The 25,907-nt window shown below is 64.7% G+C and carries 17 protein-coding genes; 9 read left to right on the forward strand and 8 right to left on the reverse strand.

Annotated elements, in window-relative coordinates:
- Positions 1–3: 3 nt before the first annotated feature.
- Positions 4–891 carry a carbohydrate ABC transporter permease gene (locus XH90_RS28250; protein ID WP_194477558.1) on the reverse strand — a complete coding sequence of 296 codons (888 nt, stop codon included), beginning with the start codon at positions 889–891 and terminating at the stop codon, positions 4–6.
- Between the two features lie 59 nt (positions 892–950).
- Complete coding sequence (locus tag XH90_RS28255; RefSeq protein WP_194477559.1) at positions 951–2,249, reverse strand: ABC transporter substrate-binding protein; 1,299 nt, start codon at positions 2,247–2,249, stop codon at positions 951–953.
- A gap of 190 nt (positions 2,250–2,439) precedes the next feature.
- Here XH90_RS28255 and XH90_RS28260 point away from each other — a divergent pair, with 190 nt between their 5' ends.
- Both XH90_RS28260 and XH90_RS28265 read left to right on the forward strand, forming a co-directional pair.
- Entirely contained in the window at positions 2,440–3,480 is a 1,041-nt protein-coding gene (locus tag XH90_RS28260; protein ID WP_194477560.1) for a LacI family DNA-binding transcriptional regulator, read from the forward strand.
- A gap of 10 nt (positions 3,481–3,490) precedes the next feature.
- Entirely contained in the window at positions 3,491–4,225 is a 735-nt protein-coding gene (locus tag XH90_RS28265; RefSeq protein ID WP_194477561.1) for an SDR family NAD(P)-dependent oxidoreductase, read from the forward strand.
- A gap of 7 nt (positions 4,226–4,232) precedes the next feature.
- On the opposite strand, the gene XH90_RS28270 is transcribed toward XH90_RS28265, so the two are convergent.
- The gene (locus tag XH90_RS28270; RefSeq protein WP_194482842.1) at positions 4,233–5,669 is read right to left on the reverse strand and encodes an oligosaccharide flippase family protein; all 1,437 of its coding nucleotides are present in this window, start codon (positions 5,667–5,669) and stop codon (positions 4,233–4,235) included.
- Positions 5,670–5,892: 223 nt separating this feature from the next.
- On the opposite strand from XH90_RS28270, the gene XH90_RS28275 reads away from it, so the two are divergent.
- A complete protein-coding gene (locus XH90_RS28275; protein WP_194477562.1) occupies positions 5,893–6,981 on the forward strand; it encodes a glycosyltransferase in 1,089 nt (362 codons plus the stop codon).
- Between the two features lie 100 nt (positions 6,982–7,081).
- A complete protein-coding gene (locus XH90_RS28280) occupies positions 7,082–8,149 on the forward strand; it encodes an endo-1,4-beta-xylanase (RefSeq protein ID WP_194482843.1) in 1,068 nt (355 codons plus the stop codon).
- A gap of 21 nt (positions 8,150–8,170) precedes the next feature.
- Here the strand turns inward: XH90_RS28280 and XH90_RS28285 are convergent, their stop codons facing one another.
- Together XH90_RS28285 and XH90_RS28290 are read right to left on the reverse strand one after the other, a co-directional pair.
- Positions 8,171–8,965: a protein-L-isoaspartate O-methyltransferase gene (locus XH90_RS28285; RefSeq protein ID WP_194477563.1), complete on the reverse strand. Its 795-nt coding sequence runs from the start codon at positions 8,963–8,965 to the stop codon at positions 8,171–8,173.
- On the reverse strand, positions 8,962–12,420 hold the full coding sequence (locus XH90_RS28290) for an AAA family ATPase (RefSeq protein WP_194477564.1): 3,459 nt from the start codon (positions 12,418–12,420) through the stop codon (positions 8,962–8,964). The genes XH90_RS28285 and XH90_RS28290 overlap by 4 nt, the downstream gene beginning before the upstream one ends.
- A 136-nt stretch (positions 12,421–12,556) precedes the next feature.
- Here XH90_RS28290 and XH90_RS28295 point away from each other — a divergent pair, with 136 nt between their 5' ends.
- The 4 genes from XH90_RS28295 to XH90_RS28310 all read left to right on the forward strand — a co-directional run bounded on the left by XH90_RS28295 (position 12,557) and on the right by XH90_RS28310 (position 21,239).
- Positions 12,557–18,994 carry a non-ribosomal peptide synthetase gene (locus XH90_RS28295; RefSeq protein ID WP_194477565.1) on the forward strand — a complete coding sequence of 2,146 codons (6,438 nt, stop codon included), beginning with the start codon at positions 12,557–12,559 and terminating at the stop codon, positions 18,992–18,994.
- Between the two features lie 140 nt (positions 18,995–19,134).
- The gene (locus XH90_RS28300) at positions 19,135–19,302 is read left to right on the forward strand and encodes a hypothetical protein (RefSeq protein ID WP_164938853.1); all 168 of its coding nucleotides are present in this window, start codon (positions 19,135–19,137) and stop codon (positions 19,300–19,302) included.
- Positions 19,303–19,530: 228 nt separating this feature from the next.
- Complete coding sequence (locus XH90_RS28305) at positions 19,531–20,262, forward strand: 4'-phosphopantetheinyl transferase superfamily protein (protein WP_194477566.1); 732 nt, start codon at positions 19,531–19,533, stop codon at positions 20,260–20,262.
- Positions 20,259–21,239 (forward strand): LLM class flavin-dependent oxidoreductase, encoded by a 981-nt coding sequence (locus XH90_RS28310; RefSeq protein ID WP_194477567.1) that lies wholly within the window; start codon positions 20,259–20,261, stop codon positions 21,237–21,239. The genes XH90_RS28305 and XH90_RS28310 overlap by 4 nt, the downstream gene beginning before the upstream one ends.
- 44 nt (positions 21,240–21,283) lie before the next feature.
- Here XH90_RS28310 and XH90_RS28315 read toward each other — a convergent pair whose 3' ends face one another.
- The 3 genes from XH90_RS28315 to XH90_RS28325 form a co-directional block, all read right to left on the reverse strand.
- Positions 21,284–22,309: a histone deacetylase family protein gene (locus XH90_RS28315; protein WP_194477568.1), complete on the reverse strand. Its 1,026-nt coding sequence runs from the start codon at positions 22,307–22,309 to the stop codon at positions 21,284–21,286.
- 186 nt (positions 22,310–22,495) lie between these two features.
- A complete protein-coding gene (locus XH90_RS28320) occupies positions 22,496–23,437 on the reverse strand; it encodes an SMP-30/gluconolactonase/LRE family protein (protein WP_194477569.1) in 942 nt (313 codons plus the stop codon).
- Entirely contained in the window at positions 23,394–25,466 is a 2,073-nt protein-coding gene (locus XH90_RS28325) for a sorbosone dehydrogenase family protein (protein ID WP_246755609.1), read from the reverse strand. The genes XH90_RS28320 and XH90_RS28325 overlap by 44 nt, the downstream gene beginning before the upstream one ends.
- A 202-nt stretch (positions 25,467–25,668) precedes the next feature.
- Here XH90_RS28325 and XH90_RS28330 point away from each other — a divergent pair, with 202 nt between their 5' ends.
- Positions 25,669–25,902, forward strand: a complete 234-nt coding sequence (locus XH90_RS28330) for a hypothetical protein (protein WP_194464114.1) — start codon at positions 25,669–25,671, stop codon at positions 25,900–25,902.
- The last annotated feature ends 5 nt before the right edge of the window (positions 25,903–25,907 follow it).

The following is a 25,907-nucleotide window of genomic DNA, read 5'->3' on the forward strand; positions in this document are numbered from 1 at the left end:
ACGTCACCACGCCACTGCGCCGCGCAGGCGATTGAAGGCGAGCACGGCACCGAACACGATCGCCGTCAGCGTCAGCATCAGGGCGCTGGCATAGCCGATGTTGAAGAATTCGAAGCCGACCCGGAAGCCGTAGATGTTGAGCGTGTTCGAGGCGTTGCCGGGACCGCCCTGGGTGGTGATGTAGATGATATCGAAGAAGCGCAGGAGATCGACGCTGCGCAGGATAGCCGCGGTGACGATGGTCGGCAGCAGCAGCGGCAGCGTGATGCGCTGGAAGGTCCTGAACGGGGATGCGCCGTCGATCTGCGCGGCCTCGTAGACGCTCGGCGGCAGGGACTGCAATCCGCCCAGCACGATCAAGGCGACGTAAGGCGTCCACTGCCAGCTGTCGATCAGCGCGACGGTCGGAACGACCCATGTCGGCGAGGCCAGCCAATCCGACGGCGGCAGGCCGACCGCCTGGAGGATGTAATTGGCGGCGCCCAGCGACGGATCGAGGATCACGAGCCACATCATGCCGGCCACGACGGGCGGCATCATGAAGGGCGAGATGAACAGCGAGCGCACGATGCCGGGCAGGCGCTTGGCGTGAAACAACACCAGCGCGAGCCAGACGCCGAAGACGAGCTGGAGCGCCAACGACAGCACGAACAGCGCGATCGTGATCCAAAGCCCGTGCCAGAATTCGACGTCGGAGATCAGCTTCGAATAATTGGCGAGGCCGGCAAAGGACTGCCTGCCGGTCGAGGAGAAGGTCTGGAAGCCGAGCCAGATCGTGTAGACGACGGGAAACGCGATCATCGCGACCGTGAAGATCACGGCCGGCGCGGAGAGCGCTGCCATCTCCAGCCTCTGCCGGTCCTGCGTGAATGTCGCAGCCGTATCAGACATGCGTCCGCTTCCCTGGGAGTGAGGTGCCGGCAGGCAGCACGCCTGCCGGCGTCAGGCCGTTACTTCTGGGCGATCAGCGCATCGAGCGCCTTGTCGGCATCGGCGCAGGCCTGGTCAACCGACTTCTGCTTCAGGATCAGATCCTGCACCGCCTGACCGATGAACTCGCGCGACTCCGGATTGGCGACGATGGGATAGCCGACCTCGGAGGAGCCCTTCGTGGCGAGCACGTCGAGCGCGGCCTGCCATTCCTTGCGCACCGGCTCTTCATCGATCCACTTGCGATACTCGGGGTCCTTGGCGACCGACGGACGCGGCGGCGCAATGCCCTGCAGAGCCATCTTCTTCTGCACTTCGGGGCTGGTCGCCCATTGCACGAAGTACCAGGCGGCGTCCGGCTGCTTGCTGTGCGAGGACACCGCCATGCCCCAGCCGATCGTGGTCGGCACCTGGCCGGCTTCTCCCGCCGGGAACGGCAACAGGCCCGTGTCCTTCAGACGCGCGCCGCCGTCCATCACCGTGCGCAGCTCGTTGGACGATTCGAACGCCATCGCGGCGCGACCGCTGCGATACAGCGCGGAAATCTGCTGGAAGCTGTAGTTGACGACACCAGGCGGCCCGAAGTCGCGCAGCAGGCGGCTATAGGTGTCGAGTGTTTCCTTGCCCTTGGCCGAGCAAAGGTTCGATTTACCGTTGGCGATGTAACTGCCGCCGATATTGTGCAGCATGTTGCTGAAGGTGTAGGCGACCGCGGGCTTGAGGCCGCGCGAGACGAACGGCGTCACCGAACTGTCGCAAGCCTTTATCTTTTCAGCCGCAGCCTCGACGTCCTTGATCGTCTTCGGCGCCTCGAGACCGCACTTCTTGAAGATATCGGTGCGGTAATAGAAGATCGGGCCCTCGATGTTCATCGGCATGCTGGTAAGTTTGCCGTTGAAGGTCGCGGCCTTGAGCAGGGCCTGGCTCAGCCCGTTCGGATCGTAGTCCTTGGCGACCTCGCTCTTCGCCATCGCGGTGAGATCGCCGTACCAGCCGGCGGCAGCGAACTGCTCGCCCTCGCGCGAGGGCAGCGTCATGAACACGTCGACTTCGTCGCTGTTCGCGTTCATGACCGTCACCAGACGCTGGCGCATCTGCTGTTCCTGATACCCGTCGACCTTCAGGGTCATGCCGGTCAACTTCTCGAAATCCGCCTTGTAGGTCAGCAGCGCCTGCGAGACCGGATTGTTGTTGGCGAGAAAGGTGACGGTCTTGCCTTTGAATTTCATCCAGTCGAAATCGGCCGCGTGCGCCTGCGCACCGACGGCCATCGCGAGAACGGGCAATGCGACATGCGTCGCGAGCATCCTGGCCTTCATCGAACTCTCCTCCCGGCTGTCCGCCTTAACTTGGCGGACCATTTTGAACGCATTTGAGCTTCACTGAAAACGGTTACAAAATAGACCTCGCATCGGCCGTGTCAAGCGATGGACAAGCCGCATAATCCGCGGATAATTTGCAAAGTTGTCGCACTTTGCGGTTCGCGCCGCATCATGTAACGTTACATCCATGAGATTGACCAACGCCAAATCTGCAAAACAGGGGATTCGCGCAGTAGCGGCCCGGGCCGGCGTCTCGACGGCCTCGGTCTCGCGCGCGCTCAACAATCCCGATGCGGTCAGCCCGTCGCTGCGTGCGCGGATCGAACAGGCCATCGATGCGCTCGGCTACATCCCGCATGCGCCCGCGCGCATTTTGTCGTCGCGCCGTTCCCGCACCTTGGGTGCGATCGTGCCGACGATCGACAACACGATGTTCGCGCGCGGCATCGCCTCGCTGCAGCAGTATCTATCTTCGGTCGGATACATGCTGTTTCTCACCACCAGCGGATACGATCTCGACGTCGAGTTACAGCAGGCGCGCAACCTCATCAGCCGCGGTGTCGACGGCCTCGTGCTGCGCGGCGACTGCCACCACGACGGACTGCGAAAGCTGCTCGCGGACAACGCGACACCGTTCATCAATGTCGGCATCTACCAACCTGACCGGCCCTATCCCTGCGTCGGCACCGACAATGAAGCCGCCGCCCATCGCGCCGCCGCGCACGTCATCGAGCTCGGCCATCGTCGCATCGGGATCGTCTCGGCGCTCCAGCGCAACAACGATCGCGCCAGCGCCCGTGTCGCCGGCTTTCGCCGTGCGCTCGCGGAGAACGGGATCGAGCTGCCTGCGCAATGGCACGTCGAAGTGCCCTATACGCTGGACGACGCGCGCGAGGCGGCGCGCTATCTCCTGAACCTGAAGGACCGTCCCACCGCCGTGGTGTGCGGCAACGACGTCATCGCCTACGGCGTGCTGCTCGAGGCCGAGCGCGACGGATTCTCCGTGCCGCGCGATCTGTCGGTGATCGGCTTCGACGACCTCGACTGGAGCCGCCATCTGCGACCGAGCCTGACCACGATCCACGTTCCGACCGGGGAAACCTGGCAGCGCGCCGGCGAATATCTGGTTCGGAGCCTCGCCGGCGAGCAGACCATCATGCATCGAGAGATCGACTTCTCGCTGGTGGTCCGTGAATCGACGGCTCCGCCACCGAAATCCCTCACGTGAGACCCCCAAGATGAGTTCGAACTTCTCACTCGCGCCCGGCTTTCATGCCGTCGTGATCGGCGGCGCCGGCGACATTGGCGCTGCGATCAGCAACCAGTTTTGCGATCTCGGCGCGACGGTCACGGCAACCGGCGCAAACGAAGCCGAGCTCGCGCGCACCCTGCTCGAGCCGCGCGCGGGGCTGACGCTTGCGGCGCTCGACGTAACCGAAGACGCGGCCGTGACGTCCTTCGCGAGCCGGCACAAGCGCGTCGACGCGCTGGTGAATTGCGCCGGCATTCTCGCGCGCGACAAGGAATTCGAGATCGAGACCTTCATGAAGGTGATCGACGTCAATCTGACCGGCACGTTTCGGACCTGCATGGCGTTCCACCCGATGCTGTCGAAGTCCGAGGGGGCGATCGTCAACATCGCCTCGATGAACGCGACGCTGGCGCTGCCGCGCATTCCGGCCTATTGCGCCAGCAAGGGCGGCGTCGTGATGCTGACCAAGGCGCTGGCCTTGAAGTGGGCCGAGGAGGGCATCCGCGTCAACGCGGTGGCGCCCGGCTACATCGAGACCGCGATCAACGCCGCCGGCCGGACCGACCTTGCGCATTATCAGCGCATCGCCGATCGTACCGCGTTCAAGCGATGGGGACAGCCGGAGGACATTGCAGGAGCGGTTGCCTTCCTCTGCATGCCGGCCTCGCAATACGCGACCGGTACCGTCATTGCGGTGGATGGAGGCTTTCTGGCGGGGTAACGGGGCGCTAGACGCCCAGCGCCTTGCGATTGAACGTCCGCAGGAAGCGCAGCGACAGCGTCCGTACGTTCGCGACGTTCAGCAGCCACGCCGCGGTGACGTAAGCGAGACCGCCGGAAGCGCTCACGATCATCAGCGCCACGATACCGGTGCCGCCGACCTGCGAACGCGCGATGAAGATCGCTCCTGCCATCGCCACGGCAGACGCAGCGATACCGGCGAGCCTGATGACGTCGAACGGCACGGGATGGGCCCGGTGCATCAGCACGACGGCGACGACGAAGCCGATCACCTCGGTCGCGAGCGTCGCCAGCGCCGCGCCGTAGATGCCGTAGCCTGCAACCAGCGAGAACATCAACACCACGCTGAGAACCAGAGTGAGGAACGACTGCGCCGCCAGCATGAACGGTCGCTCGGCGAGCTGGAAGCTGAGCTGGACGTAGAACTGATTGGCGATGCCGAAGAAGCGAGCGAGCACCAGCGTCGGCAGCAGCGCGGACACGCCGGCGCGAAAATCGACGCCGACGAGCGTGCCGACGACCTGGTCAGCGCCGAGCGCAAGCCAGACCGCGACGGGCGCAACGACGACGAGCAGCAGTTCGAGGCTCTCGGTCAGCCGTTCCCGCGTCGTGTCGCCGTTCTTCTCCGACAGCGAGCGGAACACCAGCGGCACGGTGGCCGCGGCGACGCTGGTGGCGATCATGACCATGAACTGGCGCGGCAGATCGGCAGCGACGCCGAAGATGCCGGCGGAATCCTTGCCGAGCAGATAGGCAACGATGAGCCGGTCGCTGGCCGAGTAGACCGCAACCGAGAGCCCTGCCAGCGTCAACGGCAGGCCATAGCGCGCGAGCTGCATGAATTGGCTGCGCGAAAAGCTTGCTATCCTGGCGCGATCGCTCACGAGATTGAGGATGATCCCGGCGAGCGAGCCGAGGCCGAATGCCCCGAGCAGGCCCATGCCGCCCCAACCAAGCCAGATCCCGAGCAGGCCGAAGCCGACGCTCGACACGCTGCGCACGATCGCAATCGCCGCGAACCGAAACGGCCGAAATTTGGCGCGTTCGAACTCCTGGCCGACGTCGAACCCGTTCGACATGATCGCGACGAACATGCTGGCGAGCACCAGCTCGACGCCGACGTCGCCGCGAAACAGGAATACAAGTGGTGTCGCCGCGCACATTGCGAGGACGGTCAGCGCAAACGCGACCATCGCCGTGCCGCGAAAATCCGCCTCCGCGGACATCGCCTGATAACGCGACACCGACAACTTGATCCAGGCGAAGAAGATCGCGCCCAGAATGCCCGCAATGCTCATGCCGACGACATAGACGCCGTACTCCGCCGGCGTCAGCAGCCGCGTATAGGCGGTGACGGCGAAGAAGCCGACCGCTGCGGACAGGATGTAGCTGACGAGGTAAATGGAGAAATGGCGGTTCAGCATGCGTGCACGGGACTGGCGGCCCTTGGCGATTGGACTGCGTCGCAGCATCTCCCAAGAGTGTCACATAAGTCTGCAAATCGGACCGCGAATGGGGCGGGGCGGCAGGTTTCGCGCGTTAGCGTTAAATTTGCCCTGTCCTTGAACGGGCCCTCGCGATCACCGAAAAGAAACCATGATTCCAAGGCGTCGCCCGGCGTTTGGTTAATGCGTGGACGTGACTAAGATGAACGTTGTCGAACGTTTGCGAGCAAATCCAGCCTCCCTGCCCCATGGCGGGACGGATGCGTCCCTGGTCCCGGCCTCCCCTGCGGACGGAGGCGAGCGGATGACGCTCAATTTGTTCTTCGAGGAGCGGGCTGACCGCTGGTTTCCGGGCGACCGCCACGTCCGGCCGCTGCTGCGGCGCATGCTGATCGGAAAATCCTGGATCAGCGGGCAGCGTCGCGTGTTCCTCAATCTCTGCGCCGGGCTCGACCGGGTCGGGATTCCCTATCGCGTCAACGATTACAGCTACATCCGCAAGCATCCTGAGGAACTCGCCTGCATCCTCGGGCGCCCGTTCGTGCTCGACTGGTTCGCATGGAAGAACCCGCTCCTGCTCGGCGTCGTCATGTACAACCATCCGATCGACGTGCCCGAGCGTCACCAGGACCGGCACGAGAGAACGATCCTGGTACCCTGCAACTGGTATGCGGAGATGTGCCGGCCATACTGGCCTGACGTCGAGGTGTGGCCGGTCGGCATCGAAACCGACTTGTGGACGCCAACGCCAGCCGCGCAGAAGAGCGTCGACGTGCTGCTTTACGACAAGGTGCGCTGGGAACACGAGCGCTATGAGAGCGAGCTGATCGACCCGATCCGCCGGCATCTCGAAGCGAGCGGCCGTTCGGTCGAAGTGATCCGCTACGGCCATTACAAGGAAGACGACTACAAGGCGGCGCTGGCGCGCTGCCGCAGCATGGTCTTCCTCTGCGAGCACGAGAGCCAGGGCATCGCCTGCCAGCAGGCGCTGTCCAGCGGCGTGCCAGTGTTCGCGTGGGATCGCGGTGGCCCGTGGCAGGATCCGGATTATTTCCCGGATCGCGTGAGATACGAAGGCGGCGTGTCTTCCGTGCCCTATTTCGACGCACGCTGTGGCCGCACGTTCATCGACGCGGCCGGCTTCGTCGCAGGCTGGAGCGACTTCTGGTCGCATGTGAGCGCGGGCGACTTCGCACCTCGCGATTATGTGATGGACAATCTCACGCTCGAAAAGGGTGCGCTTCACTATTACGGCATCGCTGAAGCGGTGATGCAGCGCCAGACGCGCTGAGACGGCCGTCCGTAAAAGTTAACCCAACAAAGGGAAACCACGGCATCGCAAGGCGCCGCTTGGTACGATGGTGCGTTGGTTCCGGAAGGACTGCGACCATCTGATGAAGCTCGACAGACGCGAATTTCTCCTCGGCGGCGCCGCCGCGCTCGCGGCGGGCGCATCGGCGTCGGCACTGCCGGTGTCGAAACTCGTGCAGCGCCGTCCGGGCTACGGCGCGGCCGCCACGCTATGGGACCTGCAAGCCGATCCGCGTCTCGGCGAAGCCATCAGCACCTATTGCACGCAGGTGGTGCCGGTACTGGAGCTGAAATGGCCGGTGCTGCGGCCGGACGCGCACACCTTCGCGTTCGAGCGCGCGGACGCGATTCTGGATTTCGCGCAGAAGAACGACCTGACCATGCGCGGCCATACGCTCGCCTGGTATCATGACATTCCCGACTGGACCAAGCAGATCGAGGATTCGAAGGGCGTCGAGCGCGCCTTCGTCGATCACATCAACACTGTCGTATCCTACTACAAGGACAAGCTGACCTCTTGGGACGTCGTCAACGAACCCATCCCCGACAATCCAAAGAGCGTCACCGACCGGCGCGACACGTTCTGGACGCAGCACCTGGGTAGTCGCTGGATTCCGTTGGCATTCCGCACGGCCGCGGCGGCCGATCCCTACGTCAAGCTCGCCATCAACGAATACGACATCGAGTCGGCGAAGGACTCGTTCATCGCCAAGCGCGCGGCTTACCGCAACCTCATCATGGAGCTGCTGGACCAAGGCGTGCCGCTGCACGCGGTCGGGCTGCAATCGCATCTGCACGCCGAGCTCGAGATCGACACCCACGGGCTCGCCGAGTTCGTCACCGAAGTGCGCTCGTGGGGCCTCGAGGTCTTCGTCACCGAGCTCGACGTCGACGACCAGAAGCTGACGGGGAGTCCGTCGGAGCGCGATGCCATCGTTGCCAAACGCGTCGACGATCTCCTGACGGCGATCTCGACCAGCGGGCCGGTACGCTCGATCCTGACCTGGGGCATTTCCGATCGCTACAGCTGGATCAACGGCTTCGTCAAGCGCCCCGACAAGCAGCCGAACCGTCCGCTGCCGCTCGACGGCGATTTCAAGCCGAAGCGGTTCATGGACGTGATCAGCAAGTTTACAAAGGACGTGTAAGGCCCGGCGCGGCTGCAAATTCTAGCCGTCTGAGGGCAATCCTTGCGCAATACCGCGAAAGCGCAGCGGCGCCAGCGACGATGCCCGCAGCCACCAATCGGCGACGCGATCGTCGAGCGCCGCCACCCCGCGGCCCTGGCCGGGGAAGATCCGGATCTGCTGCACTGCCTCGGCCTCGAAGCCCTTGCCCTTGCGCGCGATCTTGATGACGGCGCCTTCGCGATCGCGCTGCGTCAGCGGTACCAGCAGGCGACCACGCGGGCGGAGCGAGGTAAGCCAAAGCGGATGCGGATGCGAAAAGCCGGCATGCACGATGATCACATCGGCCGGCTCGCTGATATCGCGGCAGCCGTCGCCGCTGACGACATCGACATTTGGATAGGCGCGAAGATAGGCCGCGGCGCGCGATGCGAGCCGCGCGTCGCATTCGATCGCCTGCACCCTGCCCTGCGGCCCGACGATCTCTGACAGGATCGCCGAGAAATAGCCGAGCCCGCAACCGATCTGGACCACGCGGTGCTCCTCTCCGACGCCGAGCACGTCGATGAAATGCGCCCACAGGCTCGGCAGCCCGGTGTCGAGCTTGCGGCGTGCGTCGATGGCGACCAGCACATTGTCGTAGAGATGGATGGGGTCGGCGTCGGGTGTCCGGCGGTAGCCGCGCGCCGCCTCGGTCTTGATACGCCAGGGCCCCTTCGCCAGAAATTTTTCGCGCGGCACCGTCGCGAGCGCGTCGAGCAGGCGTGGCGAGGTAATCCGCTCCCGCTTTGCAATCAGCGCGACGTAGCGGGCGCGCGCCGCCGAGAGATCGCTCATTTCACCGGGTCGGCCTGCGGACGCGCCGGCGTGTCGCCGCCGAGCTCGTGCACGAGCTGCATCGCCAGCTTCAGGTCCGGCGTCAGGAAGCCCTCGTTGAACTTGCCGACGATCGGCAGCAGCAGAAGGCTCGCATGTTCGCGCTTGCCGGCCTCGTGCGACAGCCGCGCCAGGCTGACGGCCGTCCTGAGCTCCCAGGACAACGCGCCTTGCTTGCGCGCCGTCTCGAGTGACAAGCCGAACAGATCTTCAGCTTCCTGCACCGAGACCGGATTGCCGCCCGACAAGGTGATCTCGCCTTGCAGGCGATAGACCTCGGCAAGATAGGAGTGATCGCCGGTCCGCCTTGCGGTCGCAAGCGCACCGTCCAGCGCGCGCAAGGCGGCGTCGCGCATGCCGACCTTGGCATAGGCCTCGGCGAGCAGGCAGCGAAACCAGCAGCCGGCAAGCCAGGAGTCCATGGCTTCATATTCGTCGAGGCCAAAGCGCATCTGGCTGATGCCCTCTTCGGCCTCGCCGAGCTGGGCCAGCGCCCAGCCGCGCAGGATCGCAGCCTGCTGCTTCCAATGCAGGAAATTGTGCTCGGTGGCGATGATCATGGCGCGGTTGGCATAGTCCCGCGTACCCTCGATGTCGCGCAGATGCTGGCAGAGATAGGCGCCGAACACCAAGGCAAACGCGAGCGAGAACGGATGACGGATCTTCTCCGCAAGCTGGATCGCCTGCTCGCTGTGCTGTCGCGCCGCGTCGGGCTGGCCGAGGAACCAGAGGAGATAGCCGAGATAGGACAGCGAGACGACGCCGGGATCGGTGCCGTGGCGCTCCATCAGGTCGGAATGCAGATCCGGGCTGTAGAGATCGATGCAGCGATGCAGATGATGCTGCGCGGCGGCGAAGCGCCCGCGATAAAGCATGGTCATCGCGATCGAGCGGTGCGCCTCGATCAGATAGCCGGTCTGCTGCGCCGTGTCCTCGTTCAACCTCTCGCGCTTGGCGAATTTCAGCAGCTCGACGCTGAGATCGTGCGCTCGGGTGAGGTCTGCGCGAATGAAATGACAGACCCAGAGCCCGCGGGTAGCGGCAAAGGCCTTTTCGTCGTCGTTGAGCTGCTGGCCGAGCTCGAGCGCACGAATGTAGTTTTCCTCGACCTCCTGCACGGCATAGCCCTTGGCGGCGATCAGCGCGTTGCCGAGCGCGATCCGCAGCTCGAGCTCCATCTCGTCGGCGCCCTGCATGCGCGCATTGGCCTGCACCACGCTCAAGCCCCGGCGGAGATGACCGATCGCCTCGAGATTGGCGCCGCTCTTGGCCGCCTGCTTGCCCGCCTTGAGCCAGAAGCTCGCCGCGCCCTCGCTCTGGCCGGACTCGGTGAGATGATGGGCCAGCAGCTCCGGCTCACGCTCGGTCTTCTCCGGATACATCTCGGCGAGCACCTGCGCGATGCTCGCATGCAGCTTGCGCCGCTCGCTATGCAACAGGCTGTCATGCGCCGCGTTCTGGATCATCACGTGCTTGAAGGAGTAGAGCGCGTCGGGCGGATGACCGCGGCGCATGATCAGGCCCGCTTCTTCCAGATGCGTCAGGGCCGCCTCGATCTGCTCCGCCGGCGTGTTCGCAACCGCGTGCAGGGTCTCGTAGGAGAACTCGCGGCCGATCGTGGCGCCGATCTGCGCGATCCGCTTGAACGGACCCATCCGGTCGAGACGCGCCATCAGCGAGTCCGTCAGGGTCGCGGGGATCGCGAGCTGCCGCCATGGGCCCGAGAGCACGAAGCGCCCGTGGCGCTCCGTCAGGAGGTTGGATTCGAGGACCGTCTTGGTCAGCTCCTCCAGGAACAGCGGCACGCCGTCGGTCTTGACGATGATCTCCTCGACGACCTCCTTGGGAAGCTCTCTGCCCGCAACGCGCTCGACCAGCGTCGTGCGCAGCGGCCGGCTCAACCGGTTCAGTACGAGGGTGGTGATATGCGAATGCGCATTCCAGCTCGGCTGGAATTCGGATCGCGCGGTGATGATGGCCAGGATCGGCCGGTTCTGCACCCGGTCGACCAGCAGGTCGACCACCTCGCGGGAGGTCGGATCGATCCAGTGCAGGTCCTCGAAGGCCATCACCAGCGGCATCTCGCGCGCGAGGCCGAGGAAGTGGTTCACGAGCGCCGCGACAGTCGCGTCCTTCTGCTGCTGCGGCGACAGGTCGAGCGGCGGATAGCGCTCTCCGGTCGGGATCGCCAGCAGAGCGGCAAACAGCGGCGCCACCTGCTCGATGTCGCCGTGTGCTGCGGCAATCGCCGTTTCCAGACTCGCCAAGGACAGCGCGGACGCATCCTCGCGATCGAGTCCGAGCGAGAATTTAAGCTGCTCGACGAAGGGATAGAACGCAGTGGAGGTGTAATAGGGCGAGCACTGGAACGAGACCTGTCCGTGCCGGTCACCTGAGATCCGCTCAAATATCTCCTGGATGATGCGCGACTTGCCGATGCCGGGCTCGCCGAACTTGACGACGACCTGACCGTCGCCCTCCTTGACCTGCTGCCAGCGCGCCATCAGCAGCGCGATTTCCTCCTCGCGGTTGACGAGCGGGGTCAACCGCGTGCCCATGGCGGCGGCAAAGCGGGTTTCCACGCGCGTGGCGCGCACGACGTGCCAGGCCTGGGTCTTCTCCGATATCCCCTTCAGCGCATGGGCGCCGAGATTGCGGTAATCGAACTTGCCCTTGAGGAGCGATTGCGTCGAGGCGGAGATCACGACGCCGTTGGGCGGCGCCAGCGCCTGCAAACGCGCGGCAAGATTGACGGTCTCGCCGACTGCGGAGTCGCGCTCTTCGGTGCCCTGCCCGACGAGATCGCCGACCACGACGAGGCCGGTCGCAATGCCGATGCGAACGGCGGGCGCATGGCTGAGCGCGCCGCGCGGCTCGATCGCGCGCGCCGTCGACAGCACCCGCACGATCTCGAGCCCGGCGCGCACCGAGCGCTCGGCATCGTCCTCATGTGCGGTCGGGTAGCCGAAATAGACCAGAATGCCGTCGCCGACGAAGCGGGCGGCATAGCCTTCATAATGCTTGACCACGCGCACGCAGGTCTCGCGGAAGCTCGCAATCATGTCGCGCACGTCTTCGGGGTCGAACTGGGCGGAGAGCGCGGTGGAATCCACCATGTCGCAGAACATGGTGGTGAGCTGCCGCCGCTCGGCGCCGACCTCGCTGCGAACAGGCGGGCGCGCCGGCGCAACCGGTGCCTCCGCCGTCTCGGCGTGGAACAGCGCGGCCGTCGCCCGCTGCAGCCGCTTGCGATCGCCGAGTGGCAATCCGAGTTCGGCAAGGTCGGCCTCCGTCAGGTCGCCCATGACGTCGAGATCGAGGCGGTGCTGCGCGAACAGATCGGTGTAGTGACCAAGACCGATGCCTTCGAGCCAGCGCTTCAACCCGACTTCCGTCTCCGGCTCTTTCTCCAGCATGGTGATTCCACCCCGACACTCCCTCCGTCGAAGGGCTTAAGGTCCCTCAACCACAGATTTTGGGGCCTAAACTTCACCTCAGACTGGACGCGTTCCCTAACTCTTGGGAAGAATAGCCCAATCGGATCAAAAGGGAATGGCATTGTCGGAGATTGCATGCGGGGCGGGTGAGGTAACTGTCGGCCGCACCGCCGAAGCCAATAGCTTTGCCGATATCGGCGGCCTGCTCGCGTTTCATGCCCGAACGACCCCGGCGGCGCCGGCCCTGCTCGCGCCCGGCCGCCCGCCTCTGTCTTACGGCGAGCTCGGCGCCAGGATCGAGCACCTGCTCCGCACGCTGCGCGGCCTCGGCATTTCACCTGCCGACCGTGTCGCCGTTGCACTGCCACGCGGCGCCGACAGCGCGCTGGCCTTGATCGCGGTCGCATCAAGCTGTGCATGCGTTCCCGTCAACCCTGATCTGACGGTGGACGAGCTGCAACGCTATTTCAGCGAGATGAAGCTGACGGCTCTCGTGACGCGGTCCGACATGAACTCGCCCAGCCGTGACGTCGCCAGATCACTCGATGTTGCGGTGATCGACTTCGTGCCGGGACCGGATACGGATCTCGGCGGCTGCGAGTTCATCGGCCCTCGGGTTGGTCCGGCCTGCGCAAGCGGCGCTGCGCGCGCCGAGGACGATGCGTTCATCCTGTTGACGTCGGGCACTGCGGCGCGCCCGAAAATGGTGCCCCTGACGCATCGCAATGTGTGTCTCTCCGCCCAAAATGCCGGCCGGGTGCTGTCGCTGGCTCCGCAGGATCGGCTGCTGAATGCCCTGCCGCTGTTTCACGCCCACGGACTGATCTCCGGCCTGCTGACAGCGCTGGCGGCCGGCTCCAGCGTGATCTGCACCAACGGTTTCGACGCGCCGTCCTTCTTCGGTTGGATGCGGGATCTGCAACCGACCTGGTACACGGCGGTGCCGACCATTCACCGCGCGTTGCTGACCGCCGCGGAAGCAAACCCAGAGCGCGTCCGATCGTCGTCGCTGCGCGTGATCCGCTCGGCCTCGTCCTCGCTCGCGCCAGCGATTCTCAACGGATTGGAGACGACCTTCGGCGTCCCCGTGCTCGAGACCTATGGCATGACCGAAGCGGCCTCGCAGATCGCGGCAAATCCATTCGAGCTGCGCAAGATCGGGTCGGTCGGCCGTGCCGCGGGCCCTGAAATCGCGATCATGAACGAGACGGGCCGCGGGCTTGCCAGCGGTGAGCGCGGCGAGATCATGCTGCGCGGGCCGAACATGAGCCGCGGCTATTATAATGACGAGGCGGCGACACAGGCCGCATTCCGCGATGGCTGGTTCAGGACCGGAGACCTCGGCTATCTCGATGCCGACGGTTATCTCTTCATCGTCGGGCGCATCAAGGATGTCATCAACCGCGGCGGCCAGAAGATCTCGCCGCTGGAGGTGGAAGAGGTTCTGCTGGCCCACCCGGCGGTGCTGGAAGCCGGCGTCTTCGCCGTTCCCCATGCCAAGCTCGGCGAGAACGTCGCCGCCGTCGTGGTGCTGCGTCCCGGTTCCGAGGCGACTTCCGACCAGTTGCGCCAGTTCGCGCGCAAACGTCTCGCCGCCTACAAGGTGCCGAGCCTGATCCGCAACGTGGCGGCGTTGCCGAAGGGCGCCAGCGGCAAGGTCAAGCGCAACGCCCTGGCCGAGATGATCTCATCGGCCCATGACGACGACGAGACGCAGCTGCCGCGCAACGCGCTGGAGACCCAGCTCGCGGAGATCTGGGCCAGTCTCCTGGAACTTCCGCATGTCGGAATTGATCAGGACGTCTTCGCGCTCGGCGCGGATTCGCTCGCGGTCACGCAGATGCGTTCGCGTCTGCGCGAGCGTTTCAACATCGACTTCTCCTTCGAGGACATCTTTGATTGCGCCACCGTCGGCGCGCTGGCCGCCCGGCTCGAGACCACAGCACATCGCGATCCAACGCTGCCGGCATGGCGCGCGGGGACTGCAGAAGGGGACGCGCCGCTGTCGTTCCAGCAGCAGCGAATGTATGTGCTCTCGCGGCTCGACCCGACCCGCTACAACTATAATGTCGTCGAGGTCGCGCTGCTCAAGGGCGAGCTCGACATCGCCGCGCTTCAGGCGGGCTGCGCTGCGATCTGCGCGCGGCACGAGGCGCTGCGCTCGGTCTTCGTCGAGCGAGAGGGCGAGCCCATGCAACGCGTGCTTCAGGCGGCGCCGCGGTTCGAGCGGATCAAACTCAAGCCCTGCCCGCCGCAGCGGCGCGCTGCGGTCGTCAGGCGCGAGGCCGTGAAGCTCGCGCAACATGCGTTTGATCTTGCGTGCGAGCCGCCGCTGAAGGTCACGCTGCTTTCGTTCGACACATCCAGCCATGCGCTGGTCGTCAACGTCCATCATCTCGTTACCGATGGCTGGTCGCAGCGGCTGTTCTGGGAGGCGCTCGCCGCCGGGTATTCTGCCGCGCGTCAGGCAATCGCGGCGGTGCGGCCCTCACAAACCTTCCAATATCGCGACTTCGCGCGCTGGCAGCAGAGCTGGGCGCAGACACCGGCGGCGAAAGAGCAGCTCGATTACTGGAAGGCCCAGCTCGACGGCGTCACCACGCTGCCGCTGCGAACCGACCGCCCGCGGCCTGAGGTCTGGAGCGGCCAAGGCGCGCGTCATTATTTCGAGTTCAGCAAGCCGCTCTCGGCCGATATCCGCACTTTGAGCCAGGACCAGGGCGTCACGCCCTTCATGACCCTGCTCGCAGTCTTCCAGTGCCTGCTGTTCCGCCATACCGGACATGAGGATGTCGCGACGGGTTCGCTGATCGCGAACCGCAACCAGATCGAAAGCGAGCGGCTGATCGGGCTGTTTGCCAACACGCTCATCCTGCGCAACGATTTCAGTGGCGACCCGACCTTCGGCGAGATGCTGCGGCGGGTGCGCCCGGTCACGCTCGATGCCTATCGCAACCAGGATCTTCCGATCGAGGAAGTCCTGCGCGCGTTGCAGATCGCGCGAAGGACGGACGGCAATCCGCTATTCCGGATCATGTTCATTCTCCAGAACGCTTCGATCGAGGCGGTGCGCTTTCCCGGCCTGTCGACGCGCCGGCTGGAAGTCGACCCGAAGGTCGCGCGCTTCGACATCACGCTCGAGCTGGTCGAAGCCGATGGCCGCTTCACCGGTTTCTTCGAATACGCCACCGATCTGTTCGACGCAGTGACAATCGAGGGCATGGCGGATCAGTTCAAGACCCTGCTGAAAGCAGCCATCGCCAATCCGGAGCAGCAAATCTCGCGCCTGCCGCTGCTCACCGACGCCGAACGCAGGCGGCTGCCGGCGAAAGGCCGCCCCGCCAATTTCACGACGCGCGGCAATCTCTGCGAACGTTTCGAGCGGCAGGCAAAAAAGACGCCGAATGCCGTTGCCATATCCGACGGGTCGTTGTCCCTGAGCTATCGCGAGCTGGCCCGCCGCAGCCAGGCGATCGCGCGCTGGCTCGCGCGCGAAGGCGTCGGCGCGGAGAGCGTGGTCGCGCTGTTGGCGGACCGCGGGCCCGACCTGCTCGCGGCGATGATCGGCGTGCAGCGCGCCGGCGCGGCCTTCCTGAACCTCGATCCCGAGCAGCCGCCGGCACGGCTCGCAACCATCCTCGGATCGAGCTGCGCCAACGTGTTGCTGGCTGGGCACGCGCAGTCCACCATGGTCGACCAGCTGCTCGAGCCGCTGGTCGCGCGCATCCATGTGGCCGAGATCGAGGACGCGATCGCGCTCGAATCGACCAGGCCGGCTCGCGCGGCGCGGCGTGCGGGGGCGAGCCTTGCCTACCTCGTCTATACGTCCGGCTCTTCCGGTGCGCCGAAGGGCGTCATGATCGAGCAGCGCGGGCTGTCGAACCATCTGGCGTCGTTGATTTCCGAGCTTGGGCTCACGAGCAAAGACGTGGTCGCTCAGACCGCGCCGCAGAGCTTTGTGATCTCGGTCTGGCAGTTCCTAGCCGGTCCCATGACCGGCGCGCGGGTCCATGTCTGCAACAACGCGGTCGTGCGGGACCCGATGCTGCTGGCACGAGAGATCGAGCGGGAAGGCATCACGGTGCTCGAGATCGTGCCCTCGCTGCTCCGCGTCGTCCTCGAACGCCTCGACGAGGCGCCGATGCTGCGCGCCTTTGCCAAGCTGCGACTGCTGATCTCGACCGGCGAGCCGCTTGCGGTCGATCTCTGCCGCGCCTGGTTCGCCCGCTGCCCGAAGGTGCCCCTGATCAACGCCTATGGCGCCTCGGAATGTTCTGATGACGTCTCCCTGCACCGGCTGACCAAGGCGCCGGACACGACGATGACCAATGTTCCGGTCGGCGCACCGCTGCCCAACACCCAGCTCTACGTACTCGATCCGAACCTGGAGCCGCAGCCGATCGGCGTGGTCGGCGAGCTCTGCATCGGCGGCGCCGGCGTCGGCCGCGGCTATGTCAATGATCCCGCGCAGAGCCGGCAGCGCTTCATCCCCGATCCGTTTGCGCGCGAGAAAAGCAGCCGTCTGTACCGCACCGGCGATCTCGCCCGACGCCGTGTCGACGGGACGATCGAATGCCTCGGCCGCACCGACCTTCAGGTCAAGGTCCGCGGCTATCGTCTCGAACTCAAGGAGATCGAGGCGGTGCTTGCCGACCACGCCGGCGTCCGCGCCGGCATCGTCGAGCCGCGACGCGACGCCAATGGTGATATCAGGCTGATCGCCCATGTCGTTGCCAGATCAGGCAGCCAGACCAGCGCCAGCGAACTGCGCGAGTTCCTCAAGGGCCGGCTGCCTGTTCATGCGATCCCGTCGGCGTTTCTGTTCCTGGATCAGGTCCCGCTCAATGCCCATGGCAAGCTCGATCGCTCGGCCTTGCTGGCGGCGCCGCAACCGGAAACCGGCGGGACGGAGGCCATCGTGCCGGCCCGTCGCTTCACCGAAAAGGTCCTGTCCGACATCTGGATCGACCTGCTGAAGGTCGAGAGCCTGGGTGTCACCGACAATTTCTTCGACCTCGGCGGCCATTCGCTGCTGGCGGGTCAGGCGATGGCGCGCATCGCGCGTGCGCTTGGGGTCTCGCTGCCGATCAAGACCATCTTCGAGGCGCCGACGATCGAAGAGCTCGCCCGGCGGGTCGACGAAGCCGTGGCAACGAAGCCGCAAAAGCCGGCGGCCAGTCCCCCTCGCCTGGCCCAAAGCGGTTCGCCCTCGCTGTCGATCGCGCAGGACCAGATGATGCGGATCGAGCGGAACCTGCCTGATCTGCCCCTGTTCAACCTGCCCTTCGCTTTCCACCTCGAGGGCCCGATCGATCCGCGCCGACTTGCGCAAGCCATCGACGACATCGTGCGCCGGCACGATTCGCTGCGGACGGCATTCGGCTGGAATGGCGACGAGCCGGTCAGCCGCTTCATCGCGCCTGCCACGCTTGGTCCGGCCTTGACCGTCGAGAGCATCGGCGAGGGACGGCCCCACAACAGCAAGCGGCGAAGAGCGCTCGAGTTGAAGAAGATCGAACTCCTGATCGCGCAGGAGGCCTATACTCCTGTTAACACCGCCCGGGCGCCGCTGCTGCGGGCACGGCTGCTGCGCCTTCACCCAGCGGATCACATCCTGCTGCTGACGCTGCATCATGCCATCGCAGATGGCTGGTCGATCGGCGTGCTGTTCGAGGAACTGTCCAACCGCTACGCTACACTGGCGGGCCAGCCGTCGGTGCCTTTGCCGAAGATGCCGCTCGCGTACTCCGATGTCGCACGCTGGCAGCGCTGGTGGTGCGGGACCGAGGCCGCCCGCCGGCAGGCCGCCGACTGGACCGAAAATCTGCGCGGCGCAGCTCCCTTGTTCGACGGCGAAGCGCGACCGGGCGCGTCGACCGGTCATCATCCACTCAGCCTGGAGCACGATCTCGTCGCCCGGCTCACCGCCTATGCGCGTCAGCACAACGCCACGCTGTTCATGTGCCTGCTTACCGGCTTGAAGGCCCTGCTGCTCGCCCAGACCGGACGCACGGACATCTCGATTGCCACCGCCATGGCCAACCGCGCCCAGCCGGACACCGAGCGAATCGTCGGGCCGTTCGAGAACACGGTGATCGTCCGCAGCCGAATCACGCCGGATCTGTCGTTCATGCAAGGATTGGCGCGGGTGCGCCAAAGCGTGCTGGACGCCCATGCGCGGCAGGAGCTGCCGTTCAACATCCTGGCCGACCATCTGGAGCAGGAAGGCATCGATGCCGCATCGCTGCTCCAGGTCTATTTCACGCTGCAAAATCCGCTGCGCCAACCGCTCGACCTGCCCGACGTCGCGGTGCGATCGATCGGGGACGTCGCGCGCGAGGGCCAGCCGGTGCTGCCGGTCGACCAGACCTGGCTGTCGCTGATGCTGAAGGAGCGCCCGACCGGGATCACAGGTTCGTGCAATTACAAGGGCGATCTGCTCGAAGGCACCATGGTGGGCACGTGGATGGAAGACCTCGTCGCGCTGCTGGGCGCTGCCGTCACCCAGCCGAATACGCCGCTCGATCGGTTGCTCGCCCGCAGGGCGGCATGACCCGCTGGACAGGGCCGGCGAACAAGGGTTCACCCGCTAAAGCTGTGAATGAACAAGTTGCATCTTGATTCTTTGGTGCGGGCGCGCAAGATTATTCCCGTGTTTTGATTTGAACTGTTATTTTCAACCGGGGGAGAGTTATGGGCTTCATCAAATTTACCAAAGGCACCTCGCTGAGCGACAAGGACCGCAAGGCCCTGCAGAAGCTGCTTACCGATGAGAAGAAGAAACTTCAGTCCGCGCTAAAGGAAGTCGACGCCAGCCTTTCGGTGTTGGGCGGCTCGAAGAAAGCCAAGAAGAAAAAGTAAGATTTGTCGGCCGGGACGCCGCACGAATCGTCGGATTTCATTTCCAGATTTGGGCCGCTCGCCTGTCGAGTTGGGGTCTCGTACAAGCTTGCACCTGTGAACTGGCCAGCAATCGCCAAGGATTCGCCTGGGTGGACCGCTAGGAGCAGTCCGCTCAGTCGATTCCTGCCTGGTTGATTCTTCAGTCAGGCCGGATTTGGCCTCCGCCTGACGCTATGGGCCCGTTTGATGGCAGACGACGGCATTGAACTGTTTGTCGGACTGATCGAGAGTATCGACACGCCAGGCGACGTCGATGCGTGCCGGCGGCTGCTCTCGCTCGACGAACGCATGCGCGCCGACCGCTTCATGTTCGAGCGCCATCAGCGACAATATATCTTCGCGCACGCGATGTTGCGCATGGCGCTCTCGCACGCGGCCCCGGAGGTTGCACCGACCGATTGGTCGTTTTCGACCGGCCGCTACGGGCGGCCCTTTGTCGCGGCGCCCACGACGTCGACAGCGCTGCATTTCAGCCTGTCCCACGCCGACGGATGCGTCGCCTGTGTCGTGTCGAAGCACGAGACCGTCGGCGTCGACGTCGAGACGGTGTCGCGGCGCGTGGCGCCGCTGTCGACTGCGCTTCGCTTCTTTGCGCCGGAAGAGGTCGAAACGCTCCGCACGCTACCGGAGCCAGCCGCGATCGAGCGCTTCTTCGACTACTGGACCCTGAAGGAAGCCTATCTGAAGGCCAGAGGCTTTGGGCTCAATCTGCCGCTCGATGCATTTGCGATGCAGGTGTCGCGGGAGGCGATCGGGATCCGCTTCAAGCCCGACATCGCCGACGATCCTGCCGGCTGGCGCTTCTCGCTGTGCTCGCCCTCACCATCGCATCGCCTCGCGATCGCCGACGGCTCGCGCGCGGCCGGCGGCCTGCGTATCACCCGCAACGCCTGGCCATTCCAGGAAGCGGCGGAGTGATGGCGGCGCGGCTGCGCGTCTTTCCCGCGATCTCGCGTAACCGGGATCCCAAGAAATATGTCGGCGAGCTGATGCGGGTGGCGGAGTTCGCCGATCGCAATGGCTTCGAAGGCATTCTGCTGTTCGAAGGCAACGACGTCTTCGTCGAGCCCTGGGCCATGGCCCAGCACATCATGGCGGCGACCGCGCGATCCTCGCCGCTGATTGCCGTCAATCCTGTTTACATGCACCCGTTCACGGCGGCGAAATTCGTCTCGTCCCTTGCACAGCTCCACGGCCGCAAGGTCCATCTCAACATGATCACGGGGACCGCGATCAGCGATCTGCAGGGGCTGGGCGACGAGCAGTCGCATGCCGATCGTTATGTCCGGCTCGGCGAGTTCGTCGCCATCGTGCGCCAACTGCTTTCGAGCCCGCGGCCGGTCACCTTCGAGGGCAGGTTCTATCGCGTGAGCAATCTGCAACTGCGGCCGCGGTTGCCGGCCGAGCTGATCCCGGAATTCCTGATCGCGGGGCAATCGGACGCGGCACAGCGCGTCGCCAAGGAGAGCGGCTGCATCAAGATGCAGATGCTACCGCCCGATCTCGATCGCGGCCTCAACGCTCCCGGAATGAATTTTGGCATCTTTGCGCGCGAGAGCGGCGACGAGGCGCGACGGGCCGCGAAGGCGCGCTTCCGCGACAATCCTGACGACCGCGAGCTGCTGGCGCTCACGGTGGAGAACTCGGATTCCGTCTGGAAGCGGCGGCTCTATGAGGGCCAGAGCGGCGACCTCGCCGACAATGGCTATTGGCTGCTGCCCTACCTCACCTTCCAGGCAGACTGCCCTTATCTCGTCGGCAGCTATGCCGAGATCGGCGCGAAGCTGCGGGAATTTGCCGCGAAAGGTCTGACCACGATCATGCTGGACATGGTCGCGGACGAAGCCGAGATGCAGCACGTCTGCAAGGCGCTCAAATCGAGCGGGATGTTTTGAGGCGCCTCTTCTCTCTCCCGTTCTTACGGGGAGAGGTGGGGAGATCACCTTGCCTCTTCGAACCCCGCCAGCACCGACGTCAGGTTCGCGCCGAGAATATCCGAGAGATAACCGCCCTCCTGCACGAACACAGTCGGCAGGCCCATCCTGGCTATGGCCTGGCCGATGCGGCGGAAGCCGGGCGTGGTGACGGCAAGGCCCTTCAGCGGATCATGCTCGGAGGCATCGAGGCCGAGCGCGATCACGAGCGCGCCCGGTGCAAAGGATTCGATGGCCTTGCGCGCGATGTCCATCGCCTGGATGTAACCGTCATCGCCGGTGCCGATGGCGAGCGGAATGTTGAGATTGGTGCCGAGGCCAGGCCCCTCGCCGCGCTCATGCGCATACCCCCAAACAAAGGGATAGTAGGCGACCGGATCGGCGTGGATCGAGATCGTGTAGACATCCGGGCGCGCGTAGAAGATGCCTTGCGTGCCGTTGCCGTGGTGGACGTCGACGTCGAGGATGACGACGCGCTCGTGCTTCTGCCGCAGATGCGCGGCCGCGATCGCGCTGTTGTTAAGGAAGCAGAAGCCGCCGGCCATGTCACGATAGGCGTGATGGCCGGGCGGACGGCAGAGCGCGTAGACCGCATCCTCGCCGTCCATCACCATTTGCGCCGCGCTGACCGCAACGTCCGTCGCAGCACAAGCCGCAGCCCAGGTGCCCGGACCGATTGGAGCCGCGGTGTCGGCGGTGTGCCAGCCGAGCTTGCCGACAATGTGGGTCGGATAAGTCGCTGCATGACGCACCGGATGGATGTTGCCGATCATCTCCGGACCGGAATCGCCGAGCGCTGTCCAGGCATCCCAGGCTTCGCTCAGGAACGACAGATATTCCGGACTGTGAATGCGAGCGCGCGGACCCTGGCCGAATGTGGTCGGCTCGACCAGTTGATGCCTGCCGTCCTTCAAGCCCTTGAGCAGGCGGTCTGCACGCTCGGGCTGCTCGGTGGTGCGCTTGACGACGCCGCGAACCAGGAAGAATTGCGGATCGTGGCTGCGGTGCAGTTCGGTATGGACGGCTCTCACTCAATGACTCCGTGCTCGCATGCTTTCTGACTTGACGCGTTTTCTTGACGCGAACCGGTATCCACTTCGCTCGAAAACGCTTTGGCTGCGCCACAGATTTCTTGATCCCTGCGGCGTCCAGATGCAAGCAAGAAGAATGCCGTCCTCGTCCTCACGCCCTGCGCGGGAAGCAGATCGCCCTTGAGTTCAGCAGCGCCCCCGCTGGAGACAATGCTCGCGGCCCTGCTGATCGGTGCGGAAGGATTCGATGAAGCCGCCCTGGCGCTGGGTGACGAAGACGGTCTTGCCGTCGCTGCCACCAAAGGCGAGATTGGTCGGCTCTTTGCCTTTCAGCGCGATCTCGCGCTCGACCGCGCCATTGGGCTTCATCAGGGCGATCGTGCCCTTGAGAATGCGCGCGACATAGAGACGCCCGGCAAGATCGGTGCGCAGGCCGTCGATCGTGTCGGGCTGGAACGTCTTGACCAGCTTTGCGTCAGTGAGCTCGTTGCCACGGATGGCATAGGACCAGACCTGGCCGTTGCTGGACTCACCGACATAGAGCGTCTTGCCGTCGGGGCTGAGATCGATGCCGTTGGTAGTACCCATCGCGCGCGGCGCCGACATCACCTGCCCCCGCACCGATCCGTCCGCGGATTTCGTCATGCGCCAGACGTGGCCTTCCCGGCCCTTCCAGTTCGGATCGCTCGCATAGATCGTGCCATCGCGGGCGATGGTCATGTCGTTGGGCTGGTTCATGTCGTCGGAGTGAAACCAGACTGCGGGCTCGGTTGCACCCTTCGGGATCGCAAAAATGTTGTGCTTCTTGTAGTCGGCGATGAACATCGTGCCGTTGCGATCGAAGCGGATGGCGTTGCCGACGCTTCCTTCGGGCAATGCGGTGAAGGCCTCCGACGCCGCAGCGCCCGCGCGCAACCGGCCGATGGTGCCGGGCTTGCCGAAATTGACGACAAAAAGGTTGCCGTCGAGATCGGCGGCGGGCCCTTCGATGCCATGTGTATATTCGTCCGCAGGCGTCACCTGCACGCTTTCGAACACCTTCGTCTCGGCTGCGAGGAGCGGCGTCGCGACGACGAGCAGAATGCTACGGCAAAGGCACCAGAAAATCCTGCCGGATGTAATAGCCATCGTCGTCGCTGCACTCGCCGTTCAAGTAGGGATCGGCCGGCCGGAAGAATCGGCTGAAGCCGGGTTTGTCTACAGCGTTCCTTTGTGTCACGACAACGACCTTGGCGGCCGGTATTTCGCCGCATTCCTTGTTCGCCTTGCTGACGAACTTGCGCTGTGGCAGGCCGAGCTTGATGCGCATCGGTGTCCCCGGAACCATCCTGGCAACCAGCAGATCAACCGTGTTGAGCAGCGCCGCGTAACCCGGTTCGGTCTTCGGCAGGCCCTCGCCACCCGGCGGCATCAGCTTCTCTGCGCCGATGCCGCGCAGCCGCGCGCGCAGTCTGCCGGAGGCAGGATCGCCCGGATAGATCCAGCCATCCTGCGACAGCATGAAGCGCAGCACGGCGGCGTCCTTGTCGGCGTCCGACTGCCCCGCCTTCAGGCCGAAATCGGAGTGGCAGCCGACACAATGCTTTTCGACGAGGTTCTTCCGCAGCGCGGTGATGCGGATATTGTTCTGCGCATCCTTGGCGACGAAGGCGGCAAGCTGGTCGATCAGCGCCTGGCTGCGCGTATCACAGGGCAGCGGCGGCGGTGGATCGCCCACGGCGCGATCGATCCGGATGATGGTCTGGTTCTTGTCCTCGACCAGCCAGATCGCACCATCCTCTGCGACTGTCATACCGACGGGGGCGCCTTGCGGCCGCGCACCGTTGACGCGGTGCCAGCCGGCGATCAGCTCCTCGAACGGCGCAGCCGTGACATCCCCGGCGTCGGTCTGAAAGGTATGAGTCGGATCGGCCGCGCAACTGACGTGGTAACGCACCGGTGGCGGGGCCGGCTTCGGGAAGCCGTGGTCGTCGACGTCGTAGATCAGCACGCGGCTGCCGGTCGGGCGATAGCCGTGCAGACTGACCAAGAGCTTGCCTTCGAGCTCCGGAAACATTGCACCGTGATAATACAGCATCGAGAGCGGCGCACCGTGCGGCGGCAGCAGTGAGAAGGGCGCCTTGTACAACGGATTGCCGGTGCAAAGCGATTTGTAGACGCCCGATTGCAGTACGAGTTTGAACTCGGGGCTCGGCGTCGACAGATCGTAACAATAGGGCCAGCCATAATGCCTGCCCTGCTCGATCGCGTTGATCTCCTCGTTCGGCTTGAAGATGTCGGGTAGATCGCGACCGTTCTCGCCTTGCAGGAAGGCGTAGCCGGCATCCGGGAAATTCGGATGCAGCACCAGCGCCATCGAATTGCGCAGGCCCCGCGCGTAGATCGTATGCGGCGGATCGGGATCGTTCGGCTTCAGCGCCGGGAAGACGCCACCTGACGGCGGTGTGAACAGCCAGATCGCAGCCATGGCGGAGGCGCCTTCGGCGGCCGCACAAGGTTTCGTGATCGGCGCCGACGTGATGCAATCGTCGCTATGGGCGCCGACATTGACGAACAGCCGCCCGTTCCTGTCGAACACGAACTGCTTCAGCGGATGTGCCGCCTCATCGAGCTTCGTGCCGTCAGGTAGCGTGATGCGGCGGCCCGGCATGTGGTGGATGATGGTCTCGACCGTGCTGCGCGGGTTGTCAGCGAGGGGATCAAAGCGGAAGATGCTCTCCGCGGTCGAGGCGTAGAGCTTCTTGTCTGGACCGATCGCGAGGCCGAACGGATATTCGACGGCGGTCAGAAGCTCCTTGAACCGCTGACCGCTAGCCGCGTGCGGATCGAGCAGCAGCAGCCGGCCATCGGTGTGGCCCCAGCCACCCATGTCGGCGACCACGAACAGATCCCGGCCCGGCACCTGAATGATCGACCGCGGAAATTTCAGATGGTCCTCATCGCTGGCGACGAGGCCCGCGCAGAAGCCGGCTTTCATGTCGATCTGGACTCTTGGAAAGGCGAGATCGCCGCTGCCGCAGGTCTCCGATCCCAACACGTAGCCGCTCCTCCTCACCGGCTCGGACGAGGCCGGGGCGATGCCGAGCAGCGCTCCGAGCAAAACCACTGCAAATACACGCAGATTTCGGCGTTCGCTGGCGAATGTGAACTGGTTCACGGTGTCTCCCCGGACTTTCCGGAAAGCTTGTTCCATGGCGCCTCGGCGTCGTCCAGCCATCACCCGTCTGTGATTAAACCTGTAACGACCTTCGCGCCGACCAACCTCCGTAAATTCCCTTACCGGGCTCGACCCGAATGTTTCGGGAATGCTTGGGGTGGTAGCAGTCTGCCGTCCCAATCGCTTTCCACAGGAGGCGCTTATGGTTCAGGTCTACTTTCACTGCTCCAACACCGAGGGCACGCTGATCGACCGCTACGGCGCTGCCGTCGCCAATCTGACCGAGGCGCGCGACCGTGCTGCCCAGATCATGAATTCGATGATCCAGACGCCCGGCAGTGAAGACTGGCGCGACTGGGTGATCCATGTCGCCGACGACGACGGCGAGGAGATCTTCGATCTCCCCTTCACCGCCATGCTCGGCAAGCCGCATTGAGGTGA

Source organism: Bradyrhizobium sp. CCBAU 53338, from assembly GCF_015291665.1.
Classification (GTDB): Bacteria; Pseudomonadota; Alphaproteobacteria; order Rhizobiales; family Xanthobacteraceae; genus Bradyrhizobium.